A 23,634-nucleotide genomic window follows, 5' to 3' on the forward strand; every position below is an offset into this window, starting at 1 on the left:
TCCCATGATGTTCATCATAATTATATGCATCAATAGTCGTGGGACATAGATGTCCCGAACCCGAGGAGCCAAAGGCATGACCCAACTCACTGAAGAGCAGGAAGACCTCGTCGGACTCATCCGAACCTTTGTGGACAAGCAGGTCCTGCCGGTGGCATCAGACTTTGATCACAAAGATGAGTTCCCCGAAGAGCTCGTTGAGGCGATGAAGGAAATGGGGCTGTTCGGCATCACGATCCCGGAAGAGTACGGCGGCCTGGGACTGGACGTCTTCACCTATGCCTTGGTCATCAAGGAGCTCTCTCGCGGATGGATCTCGCTTTCGGGTGTCATCAATACCCATTTCATGGCTGCATGGATGATTCAGACCTTCGGTACCGAAGAGCAGAAGCGGCGCTATCTCCCGCGCATGGCCACCGGCGAACTGCGCAGCGCCTACTCGATGACCGAACCGCATGCAGGTTCCGATGTCCAGGCGATAAGCACCCGGGCACGCCGCAACGGGGACGACTACATCATCGATGGCCAGAAGATGTGGGCCACGAACGGATTGCGCGCCGGAATGGTGATGATCCTCGCGGTGACCGACCCCAAGGCCGAGCCGCGGCACCGCGGGATGACTGCTTTCATTATCGAGAAAGATCCGGGCGTACAGGAACAACCGGGCATCACGGTACCCGGGCAGCTCAAGAAACTCGGTTACAAAGGCGTCGAATCCACCGAGATCGTCTTCGACGGCTTCCACACTCCGGTCAGCAGCGTTCTCGGCGGCGAAGCCGCGGTAGGCAAGGGCTTCAAGCAGTTCATGGCGGCTGTCGAACTGGGCCGCGTCAACGTTGCCGCGCGGGCCGTGGGTCTGGCAACGTGCGCCCTCGAACAGTCCATCAAGTACGCCAACGAACGCGAAACGTTCGGCAAGCCGATCGCAAAGCATCAAGCCATCCAGCTGAAGATCGCCCAGATGGGCACGAAAATCAAGGCCGCCGAACTGCTGATGCTTGAGGCTGCAAGGCTCAAGACCACCGGTGCCCGATCCGACCTCGAAGCAGGCATGGCCAAGTTCTTCGCGACCGAGACCGCGGCCGAGGTCGCCCTTGAGGCGATGCGTATCCATGGCGGTTACGGCTACTCGCAAGAGTTCATGGTCGAGCGCCTTTACCGCGATGCACCTCTCCTGATCCTTGGCGAGGGAACCAATGAGATCCAGCAACTCGTCATCGCCCGCCGCCTTCTCGAAGGCTGAGATTCACTTCACACCAAGGAAGTCGCACAATGACCACCACGCATGCCGAGACCCGCGACCGCGGTGCGGGAAGCACCGCCCACGAGATCCTTACACTCAGGGTCGTCGAGCGCCATAACCAGTCCGACGGCGTGATCGCGCTGACTCTTGAACGCCCCGATGGACAGCCGCTGCCCGAGTGGACCCCAGGGGCACACATTGACGTCCACGTGGGTCAAGATGCGGTCAGGCAGTACTCGCTGTGTTCTGACCCCGCCGACAATACCCATTGGCGGGTGGGCGTCCTGAACGTCGCCGACGGGCGGGGCGGCTCACGACTCCTTCACGAGACGGTGCATGAGGGCAGCACGATTCAGATCGGCATGCCCCGCAACAACTTCGGGCTCGCCCCGTCCCCGCGCTACCGGTTCGTCGCAGGTGGCATAGGCATCACCCCGATTCTGCCCATGCTCCGGCAGGCGACACGGGACGGCGCAGACTGGACCCTCGTGTACGGTGGCCGGTCACGTTCCTCAATGGCCTTCCTCGACGAACTTGCCCCATACGGTGCCCGGGTGCAGTTCGTGCCGGAAGACACCGACGGACGCGTCGATTTTGCATCCTACTTCGCCGAGGTCCAGGCTGACACGCTCGTTTACGCGTGCGGGCCCGAACCACTGCTGCGCGTGGTCGAGGGCGCGACGGAACACTGGCCGGAAGGTTCCCTGCACCTGGAGCGCTTCGCCCCGAAGGTTGTCGAGCATTACGCGGATGCGGCCTTCGAGGTCACTTTCGAGCTCAGCGGCGTCACCTCCACCGTCCCCGCCGGCAAGTCCATATTGGAGATAGCAGAGATCAACGGCATTTCCATCGACTCCTCCTGCCGTGAAGGAACCTGCGGGACTTGCGAGACCTATCTCCTCGAGGGCGACGTCGACCACCGGGACTCCATCCTCACCTCCGCCGAACGCGCCGACAGCGAGAGCATGTTCATCTGCGTCTCACGCGCCAAGAGGGACTGCCCGCGGCTCGTCCTCGAACTCTGACTAGGCAGCCACGGGCGATTGCGAGGTGCGATAATCGAAACTGCACTACCCTCGACCGGGCGGCAACAACGGGGGCATCAGCAACACACTCGTCCTAACCGATTTCGAGCACCACAGAGCGACTGCCGCGCTCCCCAGCCAAGGGGCGCGGCAGTCGCTCTCTCTGTGGACCGTGTCAGTCGCGGACGGCCACCAGGCGGCCAACAACCTCGCCGCGCTCGAGCTTCTGCACACCTTCGCCGATCTCGTCGAACGAGATGGTGGTGATGTTGGCCTTGAGCTTGCCCTCGCTGATGAGCTTCAGCACCGCCGCGCAGTCCTCCTGGGTTCCGGCCTGGGACCCGACCAGGGTGAGTCGGGAGAGGGTCAGACGCTGCAGGTTAAGTGTGCCCTCCGGGCGGCCCAGCCCGACCTGGACGACCTTGCCGTCGGGGCGGACCGTCTCGATGGCGCCTGCGGTCGTCGTTCCGAAGCCGGCGTAGTCGATGATGACGTCAAGGTCCTTGTCCGCGAATTCGCGGATGTCTTTGGCGACGGCACTCACGCCGAGTTCCCTGCCTAGGTCCCAGACCTTTTCGTTGACCTCCGCCGCGTAGACCTCGGCGCCGGCACCAACACAGACCTGCGCAGCGAGGGATCCAAGGCCGCCCAGCCCGATGATGCCGACCTTGTCGCCGGCTTTCACGCCGCCGACCGTCATGGCGGCGTGGTACGCCGTCATTCCGGCGTCGGTCGCCGCGGCCGCCTGGTCGAAGGAAACCCCGTCCGGCACCGGGATGACGAACCTGGCCGGGGTGAGGACCTTCTCGGCGAATCCGCCATCCAAGCTGGTTCCAGGTGTGGGGATATCGCAAGGGATGGCGACACGCTGACCCGTCGCAAACCCGGTGACGTCGAATCCGACCGCCGAGACCACGCCGGCAATTTCGTGTCCGAGCGTGATCGGCCGCTTGGGCAGGAGCCCGGACAACGTTCCGTCGAGGAATCCGACGTCGCTGTGGCATATGCCCGCGGCCTTGACGTCCAGGACGAGCTCCCCCGGCCCGGGAACCGGGGCCGGAACATCATGCAGCTCCAGCGGGTGGTTCTCCGTAACGAACTGCCAAGCCTTCATGACCGTCTCCTTTGCAGTGAACGTCCGTGGCTCAGGTTATCCCCGCTTCCGGGCATCCTCAATGGGTCGCGCACGATCTCACCGCTCAGGAGACGAGCTCGTGGTAACTGGTGCTCACGAGTTCTACCGGAGTTCCCCACGGGTCTTCGCAGTACCGCACCCTGGTGCCCGACGCAGTGATGTGTATCTGGCTTCGGGTTCGGCCGCCCAGTGCAATGAGCTTCTCGATTGAAGCGTCAAGGTCCTCCACAGTGAAGGCGAGATGGTGGATTCCTGCTTTCCAGTATTCAAAGTGCTCGTCCCGATATTCGACGGCGGGTTCAACGAATTCGAAAAGCTCGATGCCGACGCCGGATCCGTCGCTTAGATGGGCGAGCCGCATGTGCTTCCACTTTTCGCCGAACACGTCCTTGCGACGATCAGCGGCCGCTGTTTGGATGCTGGCTTCGTGGGGCGCAACGAGCAGCCTCAGGTTGAACAGTTCGCTGTAGAACTCGACGCCGGCGTCGATGTCACCGACCGTGATTCCTATGTGATTGACCAGCACTGCGGTGTTCCTTTCAGTCGATTTGCCCGGCGTACAAAGAGGCACGCCGAGTCTCGGTCTTTATGCGTTGCAGCCCCGCACCAAAACACAGAGCTGCGGCTGGGACGACGAGGGCACTCAGAACCGTCCACATTCCGGTGATATTGCCCAGCGACCTCACAACAAGTCCGGACCCGAACACGAGAATGGCGCACGCTGCATACGCAACGCAGGAGTACACGGATGTCCCCACCCCCTGCTGTCTGGGGGTCAATCCCCCCATCACGATCCTCATCCCGGTCCGATAGCCGAGTCCCTGTCCGATGCCCGCGATCCCACACCCCGCAATCACCAGAGGGAGGGACGCCACGGTGAGTCCCAGCGCCGTCATAAGGCCTCCTGCAGCGATCGACAGCGCGGAGATGACCGTGGCCCACCTCATGGAGGCTCGGGCCAACGAGTACTGCCCGATGTTCGCGAGAACGAGCATGCTGATGGAGGCCGAGTTCGCCAAGACCAGCGATGTCGACTGAAAGGCGATCGTGGCCGAGAGTGGGACTAGTGCGACGACCAGGCCGCCAACGGTGAAGGCCATTGATCCGAGCAAGTAACCGATCCACAGTGGTGGGCCGGGCGCTTCCGCGGTCTCTGACACTCTGGCGGCATCCACGGGTAGGGATCGAGTCCGGGACGGCCTCAGGCCCACGCCCACCATCGCAACGGCCGCGGCGGCGAGGACGAGATGGACGCCGAAGCCGGTGACTAGCGGGGCGGGGGCGAACTCGGCTACCAGGACGGCACCGCCGGTGCCGCTCAGGGCTCCGACAATAGTGACGGTTGCGACCATGGTGCGTCCGCGCTCACCTACAAGGGCCAGGGTGAGGGTGGCCGCGGCGCCGGCACCGAAGCCGAGGCTGATTCCGCTCAAGGCGCGTCCTAGAAGCAGCCCGGGAAGACTTACCGTCAGATAGGCCACGTCCGCGGCCATCGTGGCCAGCAGGCCAAGGAACAAGAGCAGTACCGGATGGGACTGCATCCGGTGAACGGTCATAACCAGGAGCACCGGAACGAGGGCGATCAGGAAGACGCTATATACCGCCGAAAGATCGGCGACCCCCAATCCGAGCTGCCGTCCATAGCTCGGAAGCAAAGGTGTGGCGAGCTGGGTACCGATTCCGACCGTGAGGAACGCGAGCCCAACGATGCGGGCGAGGGATGATGTATCGCCGCGCGACTTCACAGGGGTCGTGGTTTCTCATTAGGGGCCATTGACGGGGTCCTTGGGCATCAGGACCAGAGGGTCAAAAGCGGTGCCTTCCGCATACACGTCCCCGAAGAGCCCCACGCCCGACAAGGCGAGCAGGGGAGTCAACGTGGACGAGCCAGCAGGGATGTTCCCGTGGGAATTCGCCGGTACCAACCGGGCGATCCGACGACGCCTGGACTCGTCCGTTATGTCGGCTGTATCGGCTATCGTCAGCCACAATCCGTCTGAACTGGTCTCGATCGCCGCTTCAGCCAGGATGACGGTCATCATGCCGCCGTGGGCGCTGAAAGCCACCCCGCCCGAGAACCGGACCGTACCCGGCGGGTACTCGCCGGCGGTTCGAGGAAACGTGAACGTCTCACCCGTGACACCGGCCGGGACGACGATCGCCGTCTTGCCACCGGAGTTCCTCACGTAACTCAGGAAACTGGCTTTGACGCCCCAGTGCATTGCACCGGCGGATGCGGGCAGGAGGGGGTGGGCGCGGACCATCCCGTCCTGCTTGCCGGTGCCCGCATCTGCAGTGTTGTCCATGTTAGCTCGCGGCAGAATGAAGGATGATTGCCGCAACAGGGCACACGTTGGCTGCCTTCTCGACAACCGCTTCGTCGCCGGGCGCAACCTGTGGGTGGAGCAGGATGACCGTACCGTCCATGGGGTCTTGGTCAAAGAAGTCCGGCGCTACTTCGACGCAGTTTCCTGCGCCCATGCAGCGCTCGTGGAGCACCTCAATTGTCTTGTTTGCCATGATTTGCGTCCTCTCTGAATGTGTTGGATGTCCGTATGACATCTATGTGGCTTCGGTTACCAGTCCACGAGGACTGACTCGACGCCGTAAATGATGGAGTTGTGGAATTCTAGGTTTTCGACCTTTTCGACTAGTCGAAGGTTCGGGAACCGGTCGAAGATCTTGGCGAATACGGCCTGCAACTCGACACGGGCCAGTGGCTGACCCAGGCACTGGTGCACACCGTAACCGAAGGCGAGATGCCCGCGTGCATCGCGGGTGATGTCGAACTTTTCAGGGTCCGGGAAGGCCTCCGGGTCATGATTGGCCGCCATAATGGGGGCGATCACACCCTCACCCGCACGGATATCGATGCCTCCGATGGATGTGTCCTCCGCAGCCTGACGGTACGCGACGTGGTGGGCGACGCTCAGGTAACGCAGCAGCTCTTCGACGGCGGCCGGCGCCAGATCGGGGTTCTCCCGCAACTTCTTGATCTGGTCCGGGTTCTCCAGGAAGAGCAGGGTGCCGAGCGCGATCATGTTGGCGGTCGTGTCGAACCCACCTACGAGAATGAGGTGCAACATGTGCTGCAGTTCCTCCGGGGTGAGCTCACCGGTGCGAACTCTGCCGCGTACCAGCCGGCTGATCAGGTCATCGGCGTCGCTGTCCCAACGCTCTTCAATGACCCGGGCGAAGTAGGCCAGCGTGTCGGCACCCGCCTGCTGAGACTCTTCCGGGGTGCTGTCCAGGCTCATCGCCTTCTGCACGCGGTCGAGGAAGAAGTCACTGTCTTCTGGCGGCAGATCAAGCAGTTTTGTGATCACACGGGACGGAACAGGCAGTGCCAAGGTCTGAACCAGGTCGACGGGACCGCCCGATTTTTCCATGCCCTCAAATACTTCGTCGATCATGGCGTCCAGGTAGGGGCGATACCCCCGTACGCGCCGAATCATGAAGTCCGCGGTCAGCATCAGGCGGTGTACGTCATGTTGCGGCGGGTCCATGCGCGCAAAGACGCGCTGGCCCTTTCGAAATGAAGCAGCCGTTTCGCTCGATTGCGGAAACCCGGGGCGCAAGGTGTCCGAGGACAGTGCCCGGTCGTTGAGCAGCTGTTTGATGTCGGCGTATCGGGTTGCCAGCCACGCCGTTGAACCATCCCAAAGCTGCACTTTGCTGATGGGCTCGATCTTGCGGACTTCGGCCATTTCGGCGGGCTGGCTCAGCGGCCAGTCCCTCTGGAACGGGAACTTCCGCAGCGTCGATGTCTCGTTGGTTGATGCCATGACGGCTCCTTTCGTGAATGGGTCAGTAGCCCTTGCCTGCGGTCCAGCCGCCGTCGGCATTGATGATCGTTCCATTGATGAAGCGGGCCGCGGGCGTACAGAGGAAGACGACTGCGGCTGCCACGTCCTCCGGTTGTCCCCAGCTTCCGGTCGGTGTTCCCGCGATGATCGCCGCAGATTCGGGTCCGGTGCGCAGGTATTCGGCGTTAATCGGTGTTTCGACAATCCCCGGCGCGACGCCGTTGCAGCGGATGCCGCGTCCCCCCAATTCGACGGCGATCGACTTCGTGAGCATCACGAGGCCCGCTTTGGATGCGTTGTAGGCCGAGCGGTTCTTGAAGGCGAGGTCGGCCGCCACGGAGGTGACGTTCACGATGGAGCCGCCGCGACCGCTGCTCAGCATGGCGCGCACCGCTCCCTGGGCTATGAGAAACGGGGCGGTCAGGTTGAGGTCGAGCGTGCGCTGCCAATCGTCGAGGGGGTAGTCCTCGAAGGAGTGCACTCCCCTGCGTCCGGCGTTGTTGACGACGATGTCAAGCGAGCCGAAGTCCGCTGCGACCCTGTCGGGCACCCCTGCGGCCTGCTTCAGGTCGCCCAGATCGACGGCGTAGGGGCGTACATCCTGGCTTTCCCCGCCAAGGCTCGCGACGGCGTCTGCCAACAGCTCGTCTTGGATGTCAATGAGTGCAACACGCGCCCCTTGTGCGCGCAGACCGGCCGCAATGCTCAAGCCGATGCCTTGGGCTGCGCCGGTGACCAGCGCGACGGTGCCTTCGAGGGCAGGATGAGGCGCCATCGTCATGAGGCCGGCTGACGGAGCGAAGCGAAATGAGCCGTCACATCATGGATGGGCGCTCGTTCAAGCACGAGATTCCGGAACTGGAATATCGACGCTCCAGCGGCCATTCCCGCAACGCTCAGAAGCCTGCCCTCCTTCAGATACGCAACGAAAAGGCGCTCTGGATCATCGTCAAGGACGACGGCCTGGTCATGCCCAAGGTTTGATCCGATGCTCTGGATACGGCTCCCGTACTGTTCAGACCAGAAGTAGGGTGCGCTGACGAAACCGCCGGCGTCATGGGTGCCGAGCAACCGCTTGGCCGCATAGGTGCCCTGTTCGACGGCGTTCGTCCAATGCTCGACGCGCATGAGGCGTTCGTAGAGCGGGTTATGCCATAGCGCGATATCACCCGCGGCAACGACATCTTCCGTGCCGGCTACCGAGCACGTCGTATCGCAAACCAAACCGCGTTCGACGTCGAGACTGCTGTCAAGAAGCCAGTCAACAGCGGGAACAGATCCGATGGCAACGAGCACAACATCGGCGTCCAGTGAATCGCCGTTTGAGAGGTGAACTCGCCGGATCGATCCCGACGCGTGCCCTTCCAGCTCGCGGACGGTCTGTCCGAGAACGAAACGAACGCCCTCATTCTCATGCTTCGCCTGTAGCGCGGCGCTGAAGGTCTGCCCAAGAATGTGAACAAGTGGTGCCTCCATTGGTTCAATGACGGTGACCTCCTTCCCCAGCTTGCGTGCCACGGAGGCAACCTCAAGTCCGATGAATCCGCCGCCCACGATGACGACACGTTGGGCCTCGGCCAGGTCCCCGCGCATGTTGTGGGAGTCCGCCCAGGTGCGCAGGGAGTGGACACCTCCGAGCTTGGCGAACGGTGACGGGCGCGCCATTGTGCCTGTTGCAATCACGAGGCCATCGTACTGCTCGGCGAAGGGCCGGCCGTCGGCATGTATCCCGCGAATTGTTCGCCGCTCCAGGTCGAGGCCCTCCAACCCACCGCTGATGCGTTCGGCGCGCAGTTCGTCCGCCCACCCCATGGCGACCTTCCCGGCGGGCAGCGCTCCAGAGAGAAGTCCCTTCGAGACCTCGGGGCGGCGGTACGGCACGTGGGGATCGCGGTCAACCGTGAGCAGGCGTCCGCCGAAACCTCCCTGACGGAGCTCGCGGGCAGCGCTCAGGCCCGCAACTGACGATCCGGCTATGACGATTGTTTTCATGTCTCAGACCTCAACCCTTTTCTCGGAACCCTGCCCGGCGTGGTGGCCAGACGGGGAGCCCTGCGTGCCGCGTGTTTGCGTTGACGCCAGGAGGGAACCGCTGCCTTCGCTTTTCCCCTTTGACTTCTCTTTTTTCGGCCGTGACAGCTTCTTGCGGCGGACGACAGCCAGGCCAACGGCCGCGATCAGTGCAACACCGTTGAACATCGAGGCGACCCACTGCGCTCCCGAAACCAGCTGCAGTCCCTGCACGCCTGTGGCCAGCACGAAGATGGCGAGCACTGTGCCCCAGACGTTGTGCCGGCCCGGTACCAGCTGGGTGGATCCGAGGAACACAGCCGCGAAGGCGGGGAGCAACAGGGAAGGCCCGAAACCGAGGGAGGGACCGGTCAGCGATACGAAAAGCACGCCGGCGAACCCGCAAATCGTCCCTGAGATGGTCAGCGACAGAAATGACCACTTGTCGACCTGTACACCCGACAGCCGGGCTGCCTCACGGTCGAAGCCGGTGGCACGCATGTAGCGTCCCGCCGGTGTGCGCTCAAGGAGCCACCAGACGATGAGAGCGATGATGATCATGTAGAAGAACACCATTTGGAACCCGAAGATGCTCGTTTGGGTCAGACCAGTAAAGAATTCATTGTCAATCGGCAGCGGCTCCCGGTTGTTGGTCACGATCACCAGGAATGCCTCCAGAATCGATCCCATTGCCAAGGTGGCAATGAACGAATCGATCTTCAGCTTCACCACTATCAAACCGTTCAGCATGCCGATCACGGTTCCAACCGCAGTCCCGAGGAGGATTGCCCCCACTGGGTCGAGCAGACCATTTGTCTGCACAATGACGGCAAGGATGCCGGAGAAGTTCGCAATGGCCCCGATGGACAGATCGAACTGGCCGGTGACCATTGGCACTAGCAATGCCAGGGCCACGATGGCCGCGATTGCCTCCGTGGACGCCAGGAGATGGACCGTGTTCATGGTCGGGAACGTTCGAGGCGCCATGAACGAGAACAGCACGATGAACAGACCCCAAAGGTAGAGGCCGCTGAACCTGTCCAAGCCGGGCGAGAACTTTCTTCCTGTCACTTTCATGAGGTTTCAACCTTTGATTCATTGGAACGGAGAACTCTGCGATCGAGTTCGGCCACCGAAATGTCACTTCCGGTGAGCTGTTCGGTGATCACCCCTGACCGGATAATGAGGACGCGATCGCACACGGTGGCAATCTCTTCTGCGTCCGTGGAACTGATGACAACGGCGGCGCCGGCATCGCTGGCATCCATGATGTAACGGTGCAGTTGGGCCTTGGCACCAACATCCACCCCCTGGGTCGGTTCGTCCAGGAGCATGACACGCGGCGAAATGCGCATCCACTTGCCGATCAGGATCTTCTGCTGGTTACCACCGCTGAAGCTTGCCAGCGGAGCCTTCACGGCTCCCGCGGGCCGGACCGCGAGCCGGTCCATCCACTGACTGGATTCGGTGAGTTCGGCGCTGATCCGCAGATGACCGCCCCGGAAAAACTTCTTCATTGCCGGCAGCGTCAGGTTCTCGCACGCCGTCATTTCCATCAGGCCACCGCCGCGCTTGCGATCGGGAGCGAGATAGGCGACTCCCTCCTTGATGGCCGACGCCGGCCGGCCGGCAAGCTGGGCCCCGTCGACGCGAACATCACCGCCCTCGCGTTCCCTCGCCCCGAAGATGGTGCCAAGAAGCGATTCCCTCCCCGAGCCGGTCAAACCGTAAATGCCGACGATCTCGCCCGGCCGCACTTCGAAATCCACCCCTTCGAGTGCGTCTCCTTGCAGCCCCGATACCGTCAGGACCGGCCGGCTGTTTCCCGAAGGAACGTCAGTGATGTCGCGCCGTACCGGCTCGACAGCTCCGCCGACAAGTGCGTGGATGATGTCCTCACGTGGTGCATCCACGACGTCCCTGGTGAGCACAATGTGACCGTCGCGCAGCACGCTCACCCGATCGGCGAGACGGAAGACCTCATCGAGATGGTGGGTCACATAAAGGATTGCCACACCTTGTGAGGCCGCCGTCTTCACCATCTCATGCAGGTGAGCCACCTCGCGTGCCGGGAGGGTGGCCGTGGGTTCATCGAGAATGAGGACGGTCACCTTTCCGCCGTGCCGGCTCAGTGCGCGAGCGACGGCGACCCCCGTGCGTTGAGCGGCAGAGAGCTCCGCAACCCGCTTGGCCGGACTGATGTCCAGCCCGACCGCTTCAAGCGCCTGGGCCGCTTCCCGACGCGCCTGCGCACGACGAATCGTGCCGAACCTCGTCGGAAAGCCCGCCCCGATGGCCAGATTGTCAAGCACAGTGCTTTCAGCGACGAGCCCGAGGTCCTGGTGGACGATTCGGAGCCCGAGTTCGTGCGCACTCTTCGTGGAGCCGAAGTCCAGGGGCTTTCCGGCGATCAGGACTTCCCCGCGACCCGGGTCCGGGGCATGATAGCCACCGAGGACCTTGATGAGCGTCGATTTTCCCGACCCGTTCTGGCCCAGCAGCGCGTGGATCTCACCGGGAACCAGGTTCAGTTCGAGGGGGTGGAGCACCGTCCTTGGTCCGAAAGTCTTCGACACATGCGCGATCGAGATCGCAGGAGGCATCACCGCTGTTGGCGCTGTCATGGAGAGTCCCTTCTTTTCCTTCAGTCAAATGTTCTGGGCTTGGCTTGCGCGCCGGGTGCTACTTGACGCCCCACAGTTTGAGGTATTGCTCCAGGGCGCCCGTGGGGTAGTTGTAGGGAACGCTGGTGCCTTTGACGCTTTCTTGGGTGACTAGCTGGAACGGCAGCAAGGAGACCTTGTCGAGACCGTCGCTGTGGGTGATGGCGCGCAGGGCGGCATCAACCTGGGAGTACCCGGCAACGGGGTAGGAAAAGGCGGTCCAGGCGACCTGCGATCCATCCATAAGTCCGCCCTGGGCGCCCTGATCCATTGAACGGCCCCCGATCTTGACCTGTCCGTTCAGACCCGCGGCTTTGAGCGCCGCCGTGATCCCCTTGGAGAACTGTGCGTTGTCGAAGAAGACGTAGTTAATGTCGGGCTTGGAACGGAGGGTGTTCACGACCGTCGGGACGACTTGGTTTGCGCTTACCTGGGTCAGCGTGGACTCCAGAATCTGCACGCCGCACGCTGCGCACTTGTCAGAGACCTCCTGCTTGAAGGACTTCACGAAGGCCTCAAGGGAAGGGATGGCGGGGATGTTCTCGAACAGCACCTGGCCGACGCCCTTGGAGTCAGCTATAAACCAGTCGGCCAGCGTCTTCCCTGCGGCTGCTTCTGCGTCACAGCCAAGCGCACCCTGGATGATGCTGCCAACGGGCTGGAGCGGGCACACCGAGCCGACGATAAGGGGGATGCCGGCGTCCTTGTACTGCTGGATGACGTCTTCACCATACGCGGAGACGGGATCGCCGCTAATCAGGACGGCGTTGGGGCCCTTCGCGAGGGCGGTCAGCAACGCGGAGCGGAGGGTGGCGGGGTTCGAGCCCTGGTAGGCGAGCTCTTCGAAGGTCCAGCCGATGCCATCGACGGCCTTGTGTGCGGCGTCAACCATAAGAGTCGTCGCCGGAAGGCCGCTATTGAGGTAGATGATTTTCCCGTGCGCGGGCAAAGTTCCCTTGAGCGGAATACTCTGGCTCAGGGTCGTGGGCGCCGCGACATGTGCGTCGGCGACCGCCTTGACTGCCGCAAGTTCGGCGGTGGTGGCGCCCTTTGCATCCGGCGCGCCGCCACCCGTTGCACATCCAGCCATAAGCAGTGCCGACACGGTAACCGCAATGCCCAACTTGAGCTTGCGGACGGGGCTGTTTCTACCCCGGGTGTCGGCTGGGAAGCCGGATGCACGTTTCAGTTCTTTGTCCATTACGAACTCCATCGTTCGGGCGTCAACAGCGGGGTTGACCCTATGGTTGATTGGGCGTAGCGGTGGCCTCTTGAGACCATCACATTCATACCTACTGTGACAACTATACACATGAATATGAGATGCGTCACTGGTTTTATATGAGCTGCGTCACGGGCCTTTTTGTGAGCAGATACCGGGACCGGGAAATGCGTAATACGGCGATGCCTCCCAGCAGGGGACATCGAGAGAGACCACAACCTGCGCCGGATCCTGGTCCGGCCTCGACTCGTCCCCGGCGCCGAATCGCTAGCACGCCTTGCAGCTCGTCCCCAAAGACAGGGGGCGGATGCTTTCGCACCCGCCCCCGTTCCTCACACAAGGCAACGCGTCCCGCCCTCGGTCAGCGACCGCGAACGTAGTCATCGACCGGCGTGGTATCCCACGCGCCCGCTCCGCCGGCCCCTCGGACGCTCCAGACCTGGGACGCACCGCCGTCGACGTAGAGGAGCTGTCCCGTGATATAGCTGGACCGGTCGGAAAGCAGGAATGCCGCGGCATCTGCGATTTCGCCGGGATGGCCCGCGCGACGCAGCGGCACGGTGCCACCACGGCGGAGAAGATTCTCTTGGATGGCATCGATGACAACGCCGTCAAAGGCCTGCTGTGTGGCGATGAGCCCCGGGGCGATCCCGTTAACCCGCACGCCCATCGGTGCCCCGTACATCGCCGAACCGCGCAGCAGCGACAGCACTGCGCCCTTGGACGCTTGGTAAGGAATGATGTCATGGCTACCGTGCGTCCCGCTGACGGAACATGTAGCGAGAACCGTTCCGCCGCCTCCCTGCGACTCGAACTGGCGAAGTGCCGCGCGAATACCGAGGAAGGTGCTGATGACATTCACCTCCATCACGTGACGGAAATCGTCCAGGCTGAGGTCGACGAGGCGCGCGGGACTGCCGACGATGCCCACGTTCAGGTGATGCATGTCGATGCGGTCGAAGGCCTCCAGACCCGCGGCGATGTAGTGCTCGACGCCTGCCTCAGTGGAGACATCCGCTTGCACGCTGATTGCCCGGCTGCCATACCGCCCTGCGACCGCGGCGGCGTCGTCGCCTTCACGGTCCACGACGACGACCCGCGCACCCGCCTCGACCAGGCGGTCGACCACTGCCTCACCGAGTCCGCGGCCGGCACCGGTGACTACCGCTACACGGCTTTGGAAGTTATCCGTCATGCTTCGCGCCACGCTTATGCGCGTTCGAGGACGAGCCTGGCAACCCTGTAATCGGGCAACGTGATGACCCGGCCGTTGAGCACTGCAGCAGGCTCACCTCTTGCCGCGGTCTCTTCGTACGCGTCGCACACCTGGCGCGCCCGATCCACCTCGGCGGCCGAGGGGCGCATGACTTCATTGATGATGGGCAGGTGGGCGGGCGAGACCGCGATGCAGGCGGTGAAGCCGAGATCGGACCACGTTTGGATAAATGCGCGGACCTTCTCGAGGTCCTTGTACTCGGGGATCAGCGAGCCTCCGGTTGCCCACAGCCCGTAGGCGGCAGCTGCGGCGGCGATCTTCGCGCGTGCGTACCCGCTGGTCAGCGACGAGAGCATGCCGTCGGCGTCGAAGGGCCGTGAGCCGATGTCGGCGGCGAGGTCGACGTATCCGAAGTGCAGGCCGACGACGGCCGGGTGCGCCGCGATGCGGTCGAGCTCAATAAGCGCGCGGGCGGTTTCGATCATCACATGAAGTGGGTGAACCCTGCCGGCTCCACGCATGATCGCAACAACCTCGTCGAGCTCCTCGACCGTTTCGACCTTCGGGTAGGAGATGACGATATCCGCGTCGACGGCGGCGAGTGCCTCCAGGTCGGCCCGTCCCCAGGGCGAGCCGATGTTGTTGCTACGGACAATGATGCGGCGCTCGCCGAAGTAGTCGATGTCTGCGAGCACTTCGATGACCCGTTCGCGTACCCGCTCCTTGTTTTCGGGGGTGGCAGAGTCTTCGAGGTCGAGCATGATTCCGTCGGCCGCGACCTCCGGAACCTTGGACCAATACTTCTCGTTGAGCACCGGGACCTCGATGAGGCTGATCATGCTCGCATATTCTTGGCGCGGTGTGCGTGCGGTCAGGTCTGTGGAGGTTGTACTCATGGTTGGTCGCCTTCCGCGAAGAAGTCCAGGAGGGAGTCGGTGAATTGTTTGGGCTGTTCGCGGGGGATGTAATGGCCGGTCTCGAACCATTCGACCCGCACGTCGGGCATGACCTGCTGAAGACGGTCGACGATGGGCTGGTCCAGGACGTTGCTGGTGCGCCCGATCATGTACAGGGTCGGCATGGCCGCCTTCGCCGACATCTCCCACAGGTACTCGACGTCGGGCAGGCTCACCGAGCCGGTGATCCACTGCAGGTCCGGGTCGGCCTTGGGCACCAGCTTGCCTGCCCAGTTCCGGCGCACCTGGTACTGCACGTGCAGGTCGATGAACTCCTCGACCCACTCCGGGTGCTGCGCCACGTAGAACTCGCGCACCTCGTGCTCGTCACGGAAGCCGCGCAGGTTCGTGTTCCGCTGGATGAAGTCCCGCATGAACCGCGCACCCTCCACGCTGGTCGCCGGCCCCGCGTCCGATAACGCCATCCGCCGCACCTGCCCGGGGTTCTCCCCCGCGATCGCGATCGAGACGCGCACCCCGTTGGAGTGCCCGACAAGGTAATAGGGTCCGATGCCCATCTGCCCGAGCAGACCGGTGACATCGCCGGCGAACGCCCGCACCGCGTAGCCCTGCGGGGACCAGCTGCTCTCCCCGTGACCGCGCAGGTCCGGGGCAATGACGTGGTACTTCTCGGCAAGACGGCGCGCGATCGGATCCCAGGTGTGGGCGGTCACGTTCAAACCGTGCACCATCACCAGCGGCTGGTTGCCGCGCTTGCCCCACTCCAGGTAATGGATGTCCAGGCCGTTGACCCTGGCCCGGCCTTCTTGATACTCGTGCGCAGTCACAGTGCTCCTCTTTGAGTTGGTCCGAGCTCAACACGCCCGGCAGACCAGCAATTCCATCCTAACTATATGTATGAATCGGATATTTGTCACCCCTTCAAGCCACACCCTGCCAACACCCCGAAGCGGCAGCACGCCGGATGACATCAAGCAGCTCGTGCAACCGCACCGCATCGTCAAAGTCGGGGACGTCACCGTCTGCGGTCCCGGCCGCTATCGCCCGGTACATCCGCCGCACGCTGGCAGCGGGCCCGGCCAGCGGCTCGCCGTCAGCGCAGGGCGGTTCCTCGGGGGCCGGCAGGACCGACCGCTCCCCCGAACTGCACGTCTCGACCAGGCTCAACCGTGCCATCTGTATCTGGCCGTCGGGGCTATCCGGCATTATCTCCAGCGTGCCCTCCGAGCCATAGACCGTCATCAAGGGCATCCCGGTCGCATGCACACCCAGAACAAACAGTCCCGACAATGTCGCCCCGCCTGCGAGCACTCCTTCGATGGCCACCTGGTCGGCCGCGGTCTTGGTTATCCAACGATTCTCGCCCTCGATCGCCACCTTCGGCGTGGCCACGCCAACCTTCGCCGATAGCCCGGCGAGCCTCCCGACCGCGAACTGCACGGCATCAAGGGTGTGCGCGGCACGCACGGTCAGCGCTGACAGCCCGTTTCGCTCATCGGCAACCCATTCCTTGCCGCGTGCCAGCACCGGCGCACCATGACCCATGCCGGCTGACAAAACATGCACGGCCAGCACCCGGCCGATCCGCCCCCCGTCGACCAACTCGCGAAGTAGCCGAACTGCGGGTTGCTGCCGCGCCTGAAGACCGATGATATGGCGGACGCCGGCCAGCACTGCGTGATCCCGCAGGATCTTGGCCTGCTGGGTATTCACCCCGAGAGGCCACTCGCAGTAAACGTCCTTCCGGGCTGCCGCGGCGGCCGTGACGGACTCAAAGTGCTCTGTGACTTTCACCGCGACCGTAACGAGGTCAACGTCGGTATCAGCGGCGAGAGCGGTGGCACTTGTATGGGCGCGTCGTGCACCAAATCGTTCGGCCGAGGCGTCCGCAGTAGCTCGTCGCGTTGTTGACACCGCGCGAAGCGCCACTCCCGGTGTCGCCAGCACGGCTGGAATGTGCGATTCCAGGGCCCATCCGCCGCTGATGCTGGCACCGACAATTCCGACACCGAGGTCGCCAGTCACGGACGCGGCGTTTCGTGACCCGACAGCTGGCCAGCCTTCAGCCCACCCATATACCAGTGCCCGCTGCCCTCAACACCAAGACCATGACTGAGGCCCTCGTTGAAATTGCGCCGGAACCCGATGGACGCCGCGGCCTTGGCGTAGCGCAGCATCGCCACGTCTCGGCGCGCCAGATCCCTGGCAATCTCCCAGGCGCGGTCCATGAGCTTCTCTGCGGGCAGTACCTCGTTAATGAACCCGATCTGCTTTCCCTCCTCGGCGCCGATCGCGGACCCGGTGAGCAGCCAGTACTTGACGCGGGTGGGCCCGAGCAGTTCACCCCACACCAGGTTCACCCCGTCGCCCGGGATAGTGTCACGCAGGGGAAAGTGTGCCTTGTCGGCAAACTCGGCGTGCTCGGCAGCAAGGACGATGTCGCCCATCACGGGGATCTCGGAATGGATGAGGGCCGGGCCGTTGACGGCCCCGATGATCGGGATTTCGACGTCGTTCAGGTTCCGCAACATCCGGCGCCCCTCCCACCAGATGTAGTCCCAGCTGTGGCGGGTAAAACTCGTCACGTCCAGCTCAGTGCAGTACGCATCGCCAGTGCCCGTCAGGATGAGCACCTTCGTGGCATGGTTCTTGCCGACCCAATCGAAAGCCTCGGTGAGCTCAGTGTGGGCCTGTGCATCCCAGACGAAGGATCCGCCGTTTGTGTGAAACCGCATTTCGGTGACGCCATTGTCGTGAGTGATGCTGATTCGTTCCCAGTGCGGGTGTTCGAAGGTCATCGACCCTTCCTTTCTATGAAAATGAGTGGCGCAACATCACTTCTCGCCATGAAGATACCCTCGCCGTCGGGGAGATCCCGACGGGCCGATTTGGTCTTCGGCACAGCCCTGGCCAGACACGCTGGCACCTGGGCCTCGCCGACTTGCGCCGAAAGCCCGGTCCATCAATCCCAATATAGGCATCAGCCACCCAAACTGCTACCCTTGATTATATTCATAGTCATCATTAGACGGTTTTGATTACATATTCTCGACATCGATGCCGGCTGGCAAATGCATAGGAGCCGAATATGACCATGCCCCACTCTCTCACCCGTACCGGTCTGTCGGGCCAAGTCGCAGAGGCGGTCCTCGACGTCGCGGACAGCCCCCTCGACACCTCCCTGGCCACCGCCGTCAGTGACCGGCTTTTGCACGGTATCGGGGTGGCGCTGACCGGGACCGAGTTCGAGGCCTTTGCTGCGGGTTTACGAGCCGTCTCCTCCGAATCGGGCGCCTCCACGGTATTGGGTCGGCGCAACCGGCTCTCCCCCGCGGCAGCGGCCTTCGTCAACGCCATTGCCGCACACTCGTGCTTGCAGGAAGATTGCGGTCCCGGCGGTTACGTAGAGGGAAGCCACCCAGGCACCTACATCATTCCGGCTGCCTTGGCGGCCGTTGATGCGGCTGGCGTAAGCGGTGAGCGCTTCGCTCGCGGCGTGATCGCAGGCTACGAGGCCGTCAGTATCCTCGGGGAGATCGTTCCGGGCGGCTTGAGCGCCCGTAAGTACCGTCCCAGCGGGATCATGGGTCCATTCGGTGCAGCGACGGCCGCGGCGTACATTTTCGGCGCAGACGCCAATCAGCTTGCCACGGCTTTGAGCATCGCCAGCAACTCCGCGGCCGGCAGCAATCAGGGCTTTGTTAGCGGCACCATTGAGCCCCTTGCCCATGCCGGTCTTGGTGCGAGAAACGGCTTGCTTGCCGCTAAGCTCGCGATGGCCGGCGCCGCGGCAAGTCCGAACGCGCTGGAGGGTCCATACGGCTTCTTTGCAGTGTATGCGGGTGAGCAGCCAACCGTCGCGGGTCTGGGCCTCCGCTCCGAGGAGCCGGCCATCACGCGTCTGGGCAGCAAGAAGTTTGCCGTCTGCTTGCAGAATCAGGAAACCCTTGAACTGGCCGGCGAATTGGCCCCGGCGCTAAGCGGTGCGACGATCCGCGAGTTGGTGCTTTCCCGCCCTAACACCCCGGCCAACGGCACCGGTAGCGCTGGGGTAGGCGCAGAAGGACCCTTCGAAACCATGCTGCAACGTCAGATGTCCGCACGTTTCACGCTCGCCGCGGCGCTGCTTGGCCGACCGGTTACCGATCCCCGCTACTTCAACGAGGCGGGCGCGGATGCCCAGGCGGCCGACCTCGCAGCCTTGGTGAGCCTGCGTCAATACGAAGCGGACGCTGTCGATATCGTTGCCCGGCTCGACGACGGGCGGGAGCTGCGAATCGCGGGCCGGCGCCCCGAAATCCTCCAGCCAAGCTCCGTGCGCATTGATGAACTCTTCCTGGAACGAGCCGGTAGGGTTCTCAACGCAGAGTTGGCCGAACGCATACTGTGCGACATCCGCTCCATCTCTTCAGTCCCAGACGCCGCAGCTATCACAAACGCGTTGCGCGGCTGAGACGGCGTTCAAACCGGCCAAGGATAGCAAGGGCGAATAGTCACCCAACATATGACGAGCGTGGCCCTGCAATAGTGCAAAGCAGACCCCCTCATGGGCGTCAAAAAGGCCCCGGAAGGTCTGAACCTTCCGGGGCCTTCCATGTCCGGCATCGATTTAGCCCCTGAATGTATTGCTCCGAGGCATCAGGGGACGGTCGATATCGTCCCTCGATGACCGTCTGGCCAAGCTCAGTCCGTGTCAGGAACGAGGCCGATGGCGCTCACCGGGCACATTGACACGGCCGACTTTTGCTCGGCGGCACTCATCAACGATTTCCTCGCACTGTTCGTGACCTACGCGGACTCGATTTGCGCGGCCAACATGATCGGCATCGTCGCAGTCGTGCCGCCGTCGACCGGGATCGTGTGCCCCGTCACATAGCGCGACTCGTCGCTGGCCAGATAGAGAACCGCGAAAGCGACGTCCCAGCCTGTGCCCTCCGTGCCGAGCATGGTCGCCTTCGCGCGACGGGAGCGCATGCGGTCCGTGCCGCCTCCATCCCAGCCTTTGAACCCCAGGCCCATGGGAATCGCGACATGGCCCGGTGCGACAGTGTTGACCCGGATCGCGCTTTGGCCGTACTCGAATGCCTGCGCCTTGGCCATGGCAATCAGACCGCCCTTCGCCGCCGAGTAGCCGATGCCGCCCCCGGCTCGAAAGCCGGCGATTGACGAAATGTGGATGATGGAGCCGCCGCCGGCCGCCTTCATGTGCGGAAGCACGGCGTCCGACATGAGCTTGGGGGCCTTCAGGTTGAGGGCGATGATGGCATCCCACATCGACTCGAGGTTCTCCTGCTCACCGGGCGCAATGGCTGCATTGTTGACCAGGATGTCGATTCCGCCGAACTCGTCGAGGGCACGGGCCGCCACGGCTTCGCAGTTCGCCTTGACGGTGATGTCTGCAGTATGGACGTAGGCGCGCCCACCGATTCGCTCGACGGCTTCGAGCGTGTGTCGTGCACGGTCTTCCGAGACGTCCAATACAACGACGTTCGCCCCCTGCGATGCCAACAACAGAGCGATGTCCGACCCGGTGCCGCCCATGGTTCCGGCCGAGCCCGCTCCAGTGACGATCGCTGTCCGTCCCTCTAGTCGTCGGTCCCCCGGCAATTCGGGAATCTCGAGGCTATCGCTGTTCGGTGTCTGGCCTGTGGTGTACATTCGGGCTCTCCTTTGAGTTCAACACTTCAATACGAAGGGCAAGCATCTGCGCCGCTGCGAGGCAAACACCGGCGGCGCAGAAAGTTGTCGCTTTGTTAGATGGTGCCGGCAGCGCGTAGTTCTGCGATGCCGTCCGGGCTGATGCCGAGGTCCTCGGCGTAGAAACTGTCGTTGTGCTCACCCAGCGAGGGGGCGGTCCGCCACACCTTGCCCGTGTGGTTGGTGAGGCGTGGGAAAACATTCTGCATGCGCACGGGACCGAGGTCGGGATCCTCGATCTCAATCACGTTCTCGCGTTCCCGGTACGTTTCGTCTTTGAGGATGTCCTCGACCGTGTAGATCGGGGAGGCGACGACTTCGAGACGGTCCATCTCGGCAACGCACTCATCGAGGGTGTGCGCCTTGATCCACTGGCGCACCAGCTCATCGAGCCGCTCACGGTGCTGTACCTGCATGGCCGGTGTGGCGTAGTCCTCCAGGGGTTCGCCCACCAAGGTGGCCACGTTCTGCACCGATCGGGGCGTGCCCGAGGTGACCGTAATCCAGCGACCGTCCTTTGTCATGTAGGTGTTGATGACGGCGGCGGGGGCGGCCGCGAGCTGGTTGCCGGCCCGGGTCGGGTTCTCGCCCAGCTGGTCGTAGAAGATGACCTGCCATTCGACCAGGCGGAAAAGTCCGTCGTAGAGCGCGAGATCGATCCACTCACCCTGGAAGTCCGGGTCATTGTTTTTGCGGTAGGCGGCCGCCAGAATCGCGTACGCGCCCATCAACCCGGTGACCGAGTCGCCGTGGGAGAAGCCTGTGTGCACTGGTGGTCCGTCGGGGAATCCGGTGATGTTGACTACCCCGCTCATCGCCTCGCCCACTTTGCCAAAGCCGGGCGAGTTCCGCTTGGAAGACGAGTTTCCGAAGCCAGTGACCTGCAGCATGATCAACTTGGGGTTGATCTTGTTAAGCGAGGTGAAGTCAAGCTCCCATTTCTCCAGGGTTTCCACGCGGAAGTTGCAGATCACGACGTCCGCCCATACTGCAAGTTTGCGTGCGAGGTCGCGGCCTTCCTCGGTGCGCAGGTTGAGGGTGACGGAGCGCTTGTTGCGGGCCGCCACCTTCCACCACAAATGCACTCCGTCTTTGGCTGGTCCGGCGTTGCGCTGCGGGTCCCCGCGCCCCGGATCCTCGACGTGCACGATGTCCGCGCCCAGGTCGGCGAGAAGTGTTCCGGCGAGGGGGCCGGCGATGACGTGGGCGAACTCTACGACTTTCAGGCCGCTGAGCGCTCGCTTATCAATGTGAGACATGGTGAATGCTGCTCCTTGTTGCTTGTGGCCGACGCGTCGGTGCGCCGGCCTTGGTGTTGTGGCTAGACGTTCCATTCCGAGGTCGGTTCGGGAAACTGTTCGACCGCCTGGGGGGCATGTTTGCGATACATCATGAACGTGCGCTGGTATTCGACGACGGTCTGGCCGTGCTGGTTGATGCCCCGGGTGCGGATCCCGATGATGCCCTGATTCGGGCGCGACTTCGATTCGCGTTTGGAGGTCACTTCGCTTTCGGCCCACAGGGTGTCACCGGCGAAGACAGGGTTGGGCATGGAGATCTTGTCCCAGGCGAGGTTCGCCATGGCGTTCTCGCTCGTGTCTGACACGGAGAGCCCCACCACGATCGACAGGGTCAGGCACGAGTTGACGAGCGGGGCCTTGAACTCCGTCTTCGCGGCGAACTCACTGTTGAAATGCACCTGGTTGGTGTTCATGGTGAGCAGGGTGAACCACGTGTTGTCTGTTTGCTCGATGGTGCGCCCCAGACGGCTCCGGTAGACGTCTCCCACCTCCATGTCTTCGAAGAAGCGGCCGCGCCACTGTTTGGGTGCCATGACGGTGTCGGTGCTCATAGGTTCTCCTTAGTAAGTGGACGGGCGGAGATGCCCGAGATGGTCAGGGTGCGTTGAGCCCTGCGCAGCACTGGTAGGTCGACAAGTTTCGTTCCCACCGTCGCGACCCCGTGGCCGTTTATCTGGGCCTGCTCGTAGGCCTCGACAACGGCCAGGGCGTGCACAATGTCATCCTCACCTGGTGTGAAGGCGTCCTTGACCGGGCCGAGTTGCCGCGGGTGGATGCAGGCTTTCGCGGTGAAACCCAGGCTGCGTGACCGCCCCGAGGCCGCAACAAGGCCGTCGTCGTCGGTGATGTCCAGATGCACGACGTCGATTGGTCCCTCGATCCCGGCGGCAGCCGAGGCCATCGCCACCCGCGACCGGGGGTAGAGCAGGTCGAGTTCGTCGGTGCGCAACTCGCTCCCGACATCGGCCGCAAGATCGGCCGAACCCAGCATGAGGCGTACGACGCGAGGGTCAGCGGCGACACCGGGCACTTCCTCCACACCCTCGGCAGTCTCCACCAGCCCGATCACGGGCGGGCACGTCAGAGGCAGGAGGCCCAGCATGCGGGGAGTCGCTTTCGGGACCATGATGGCGTCCAGGGCTGCGCCGCTGAGCACCTCCAGGTCGGAGACTCCCCAGCGCTTGTCGGGCGCGTTGATCCGGACGATCATCGCCGGACCGCCTTCGATGCGGGCGTCCAGAATCTCGCGGACAAGACGGCGGGCGTTGTCTTTCGCTTGAGGGGCGATCGCGTCTTCGAGGTCAAGAATGACAGCATCGGCGCCGCTCTCAAGCGCCTTGTTCACCTTGCGCGCGTCGTCGGCCGGGACAAAAAGTAGCGTGCACAGACCCTCTCGCAT

23 protein-coding genes are annotated in these 23,634 nt (G+C 63.1%); 3 read left to right on the plus strand and 20 right to left on the minus strand.

The window, feature by feature from the left end; genetic code table 11:
* Nucleotides 1-76: 76 nt before the first annotated feature.
* Both ABD742_RS11950 and ABD742_RS11955 read left to right on the plus strand, forming a co-directional pair.
* Nucleotides 77-1,243 carry an acyl-CoA dehydrogenase family protein gene (locus ABD742_RS11950; RefSeq protein ID WP_234754920.1) on the plus strand — a complete coding sequence of 389 codons (1,167 nt, stop codon included), beginning with the start codon at nucleotides 77-79 and terminating at the stop codon, nucleotides 1,241-1,243.
* A 29-nt stretch (nucleotides 1,244-1,272) separates the two neighbouring features.
* On the plus strand, nucleotides 1,273-2,268 hold the full coding sequence (locus tag ABD742_RS11955; protein ID WP_234754919.1) for a PDR/VanB family oxidoreductase: 996 nt from the start codon (nucleotides 1,273-1,275) through the stop codon (nucleotides 2,266-2,268).
* A gap of 175 nt (nucleotides 2,269-2,443) precedes the next feature.
* Here the strand turns inward: ABD742_RS11955 and ABD742_RS11960 are convergent, their stop codons facing one another.
* The 16 genes from ABD742_RS11960 to ABD742_RS12035 form a co-directional block, all read right to left on the minus strand.
* Nucleotides 2,444-3,382 (minus strand): zinc-binding dehydrogenase, encoded by a 939-nt coding sequence (locus tag ABD742_RS11960; protein ID WP_234754918.1) that lies wholly within the window; start codon nucleotides 3,380-3,382, stop codon nucleotides 2,444-2,446.
* 85 nt (nucleotides 3,383-3,467) lie between these two features.
* On the minus strand, nucleotides 3,468-3,929 hold the full coding sequence (locus ABD742_RS11965; RefSeq protein WP_234754917.1) for a VOC family protein: 462 nt from the start codon (nucleotides 3,927-3,929) through the stop codon (nucleotides 3,468-3,470).
* Nucleotides 3,930-3,942: 13 nt separating this feature from the next.
* On the minus strand, nucleotides 3,943-5,148 hold the full coding sequence (locus tag ABD742_RS11970) for an MFS transporter (RefSeq protein ID WP_234754916.1): 1,206 nt from the start codon (nucleotides 5,146-5,148) through the stop codon (nucleotides 3,943-3,945).
* A gap of 18 nt (nucleotides 5,149-5,166) precedes the next feature.
* Nucleotides 5,167-5,709: an HtaA domain-containing protein gene (locus tag ABD742_RS11975; RefSeq protein ID WP_234754915.1), complete on the minus strand. Its 543-nt coding sequence runs from the start codon at nucleotides 5,707-5,709 to the stop codon at nucleotides 5,167-5,169.
* A gap of 1 nt (nucleotide 5,710) precedes the next feature.
* Complete coding sequence (locus tag ABD742_RS11980) at nucleotides 5,711-5,923, minus strand: ferredoxin (protein ID WP_234754914.1); 213 nt, start codon at nucleotides 5,921-5,923, stop codon at nucleotides 5,711-5,713.
* 56 nt (nucleotides 5,924-5,979) lie between these two features.
* The gene (locus tag ABD742_RS11985) at nucleotides 5,980-7,188 is read right to left on the minus strand and encodes a cytochrome P450 (RefSeq protein ID WP_234754913.1); all 1,209 of its coding nucleotides are present in this window, start codon (nucleotides 7,186-7,188) and stop codon (nucleotides 5,980-5,982) included.
* Between the two features lie 22 nt (nucleotides 7,189-7,210).
* Nucleotides 7,211-7,990, minus strand: a complete 780-nt coding sequence (locus ABD742_RS11990) for an SDR family NAD(P)-dependent oxidoreductase (RefSeq protein ID WP_234754912.1) — start codon at nucleotides 7,988-7,990, stop codon at nucleotides 7,211-7,213.
* Complete coding sequence (locus ABD742_RS11995; RefSeq protein WP_234754911.1) at nucleotides 7,987-9,201, minus strand: NAD(P)/FAD-dependent oxidoreductase; 1,215 nt, start codon at nucleotides 9,199-9,201, stop codon at nucleotides 7,987-7,989. Before ABD742_RS11995 ends, ABD742_RS11990 begins: the two co-directional genes overlap by 4 nt.
* A 3-nt stretch (nucleotides 9,202-9,204) precedes the next feature.
* A complete protein-coding gene (locus ABD742_RS12000; protein WP_344788045.1) occupies nucleotides 9,205-10,296 on the minus strand; it encodes an ABC transporter permease in 1,092 nt (363 codons plus the stop codon).
* Nucleotides 10,293-11,843, minus strand: a complete 1,551-nt coding sequence (locus ABD742_RS12005; RefSeq protein WP_234754909.1) for a sugar ABC transporter ATP-binding protein — start codon at nucleotides 11,841-11,843, stop codon at nucleotides 10,293-10,295. The genes ABD742_RS12000 and ABD742_RS12005 overlap by 4 nt, the downstream gene beginning before the upstream one ends.
* Nucleotides 11,844-11,901: 58 nt before the next feature.
* Nucleotides 11,902-13,083 carry a sugar ABC transporter substrate-binding protein gene (locus ABD742_RS12010; RefSeq protein ID WP_234754908.1) on the minus strand — a complete coding sequence of 394 codons (1,182 nt, stop codon included), beginning with the start codon at nucleotides 13,081-13,083 and terminating at the stop codon, nucleotides 11,902-11,904.
* 382 nt (nucleotides 13,084-13,465) lie between these two features.
* Complete coding sequence (locus ABD742_RS12015; protein WP_234754907.1) at nucleotides 13,466-14,299, minus strand: SDR family NAD(P)-dependent oxidoreductase; 834 nt, start codon at nucleotides 14,297-14,299, stop codon at nucleotides 13,466-13,468.
* A 14-nt stretch (nucleotides 14,300-14,313) separates the two neighbouring features.
* Nucleotides 14,314-15,216, minus strand: a complete 903-nt coding sequence (locus ABD742_RS12020) for an HpcH/HpaI aldolase/citrate lyase family protein (RefSeq protein ID WP_234754906.1) — start codon at nucleotides 15,214-15,216, stop codon at nucleotides 14,314-14,316.
* On the minus strand, nucleotides 15,213-16,064 hold the full coding sequence (locus ABD742_RS12025; protein WP_344788049.1) for an alpha/beta fold hydrolase: 852 nt from the start codon (nucleotides 16,062-16,064) through the stop codon (nucleotides 15,213-15,215). Before ABD742_RS12025 ends, ABD742_RS12020 begins: the two co-directional genes overlap by 4 nt.
* A 94-nt stretch (nucleotides 16,065-16,158) precedes the next feature.
* The gene (locus ABD742_RS12030) at nucleotides 16,159-17,262 is read right to left on the minus strand and encodes a Gfo/Idh/MocA family protein (protein ID WP_234754833.1); all 1,104 of its coding nucleotides are present in this window, start codon (nucleotides 17,260-17,262) and stop codon (nucleotides 16,159-16,161) included.
* A complete protein-coding gene (locus tag ABD742_RS12035; protein WP_234754834.1) occupies nucleotides 17,259-18,035 on the minus strand; it encodes an enoyl-CoA hydratase/isomerase family protein in 777 nt (258 codons plus the stop codon). Before ABD742_RS12035 ends, ABD742_RS12030 begins: the two co-directional genes overlap by 4 nt.
* Nucleotides 18,036-18,325: 290 nt before the next feature.
* Here ABD742_RS12035 and ABD742_RS12040 point away from each other — a divergent pair, with 290 nt between their 5' ends.
* On the plus strand, nucleotides 18,326-19,690 hold the full coding sequence (locus ABD742_RS12040; protein ID WP_234754835.1) for an MmgE/PrpD family protein: 1,365 nt from the start codon (nucleotides 18,326-18,328) through the stop codon (nucleotides 19,688-19,690).
* A 335-nt stretch (nucleotides 19,691-20,025) separates the two neighbouring features.
* On the opposite strand, the gene ABD742_RS12045 is transcribed toward ABD742_RS12040, so the two are convergent.
* The 4 genes from ABD742_RS12045 to ABD742_RS12060 all read right to left on the minus strand — a co-directional run bounded on the left by ABD742_RS12045 (nucleotide 20,026) and on the right by ABD742_RS12060 (nucleotide 23,634).
* On the minus strand, nucleotides 20,026-20,895 hold the full coding sequence (locus ABD742_RS12045) for an SDR family NAD(P)-dependent oxidoreductase (protein WP_234754836.1): 870 nt from the start codon (nucleotides 20,893-20,895) through the stop codon (nucleotides 20,026-20,028).
* Between the two features lie 95 nt (nucleotides 20,896-20,990).
* On the minus strand, nucleotides 20,991-22,193 hold the full coding sequence (locus ABD742_RS12050; protein WP_234754837.1) for a CaiB/BaiF CoA transferase family protein: 1,203 nt from the start codon (nucleotides 22,191-22,193) through the stop codon (nucleotides 20,991-20,993).
* Nucleotides 22,194-22,255: 62 nt separating this feature from the next.
* Nucleotides 22,256-22,786, minus strand: a complete 531-nt coding sequence (locus ABD742_RS12055; protein ID WP_234754838.1) for a MaoC family dehydratase — start codon at nucleotides 22,784-22,786, stop codon at nucleotides 22,256-22,258.
* Entirely contained in the window at nucleotides 22,783-23,634 is an 852-nt protein-coding gene (locus ABD742_RS12060; RefSeq protein ID WP_234754839.1) for an HpcH/HpaI aldolase/citrate lyase family protein, read from the minus strand. The genes ABD742_RS12055 and ABD742_RS12060 overlap by 4 nt, the downstream gene beginning before the upstream one ends.

This window comes from Arthrobacter ramosus (assembly GCF_039535095.1).
Taxonomy (GTDB): Bacteria; Actinomycetota; Actinomycetes; order Actinomycetales; family Micrococcaceae; genus Arthrobacter; species Arthrobacter ramosus.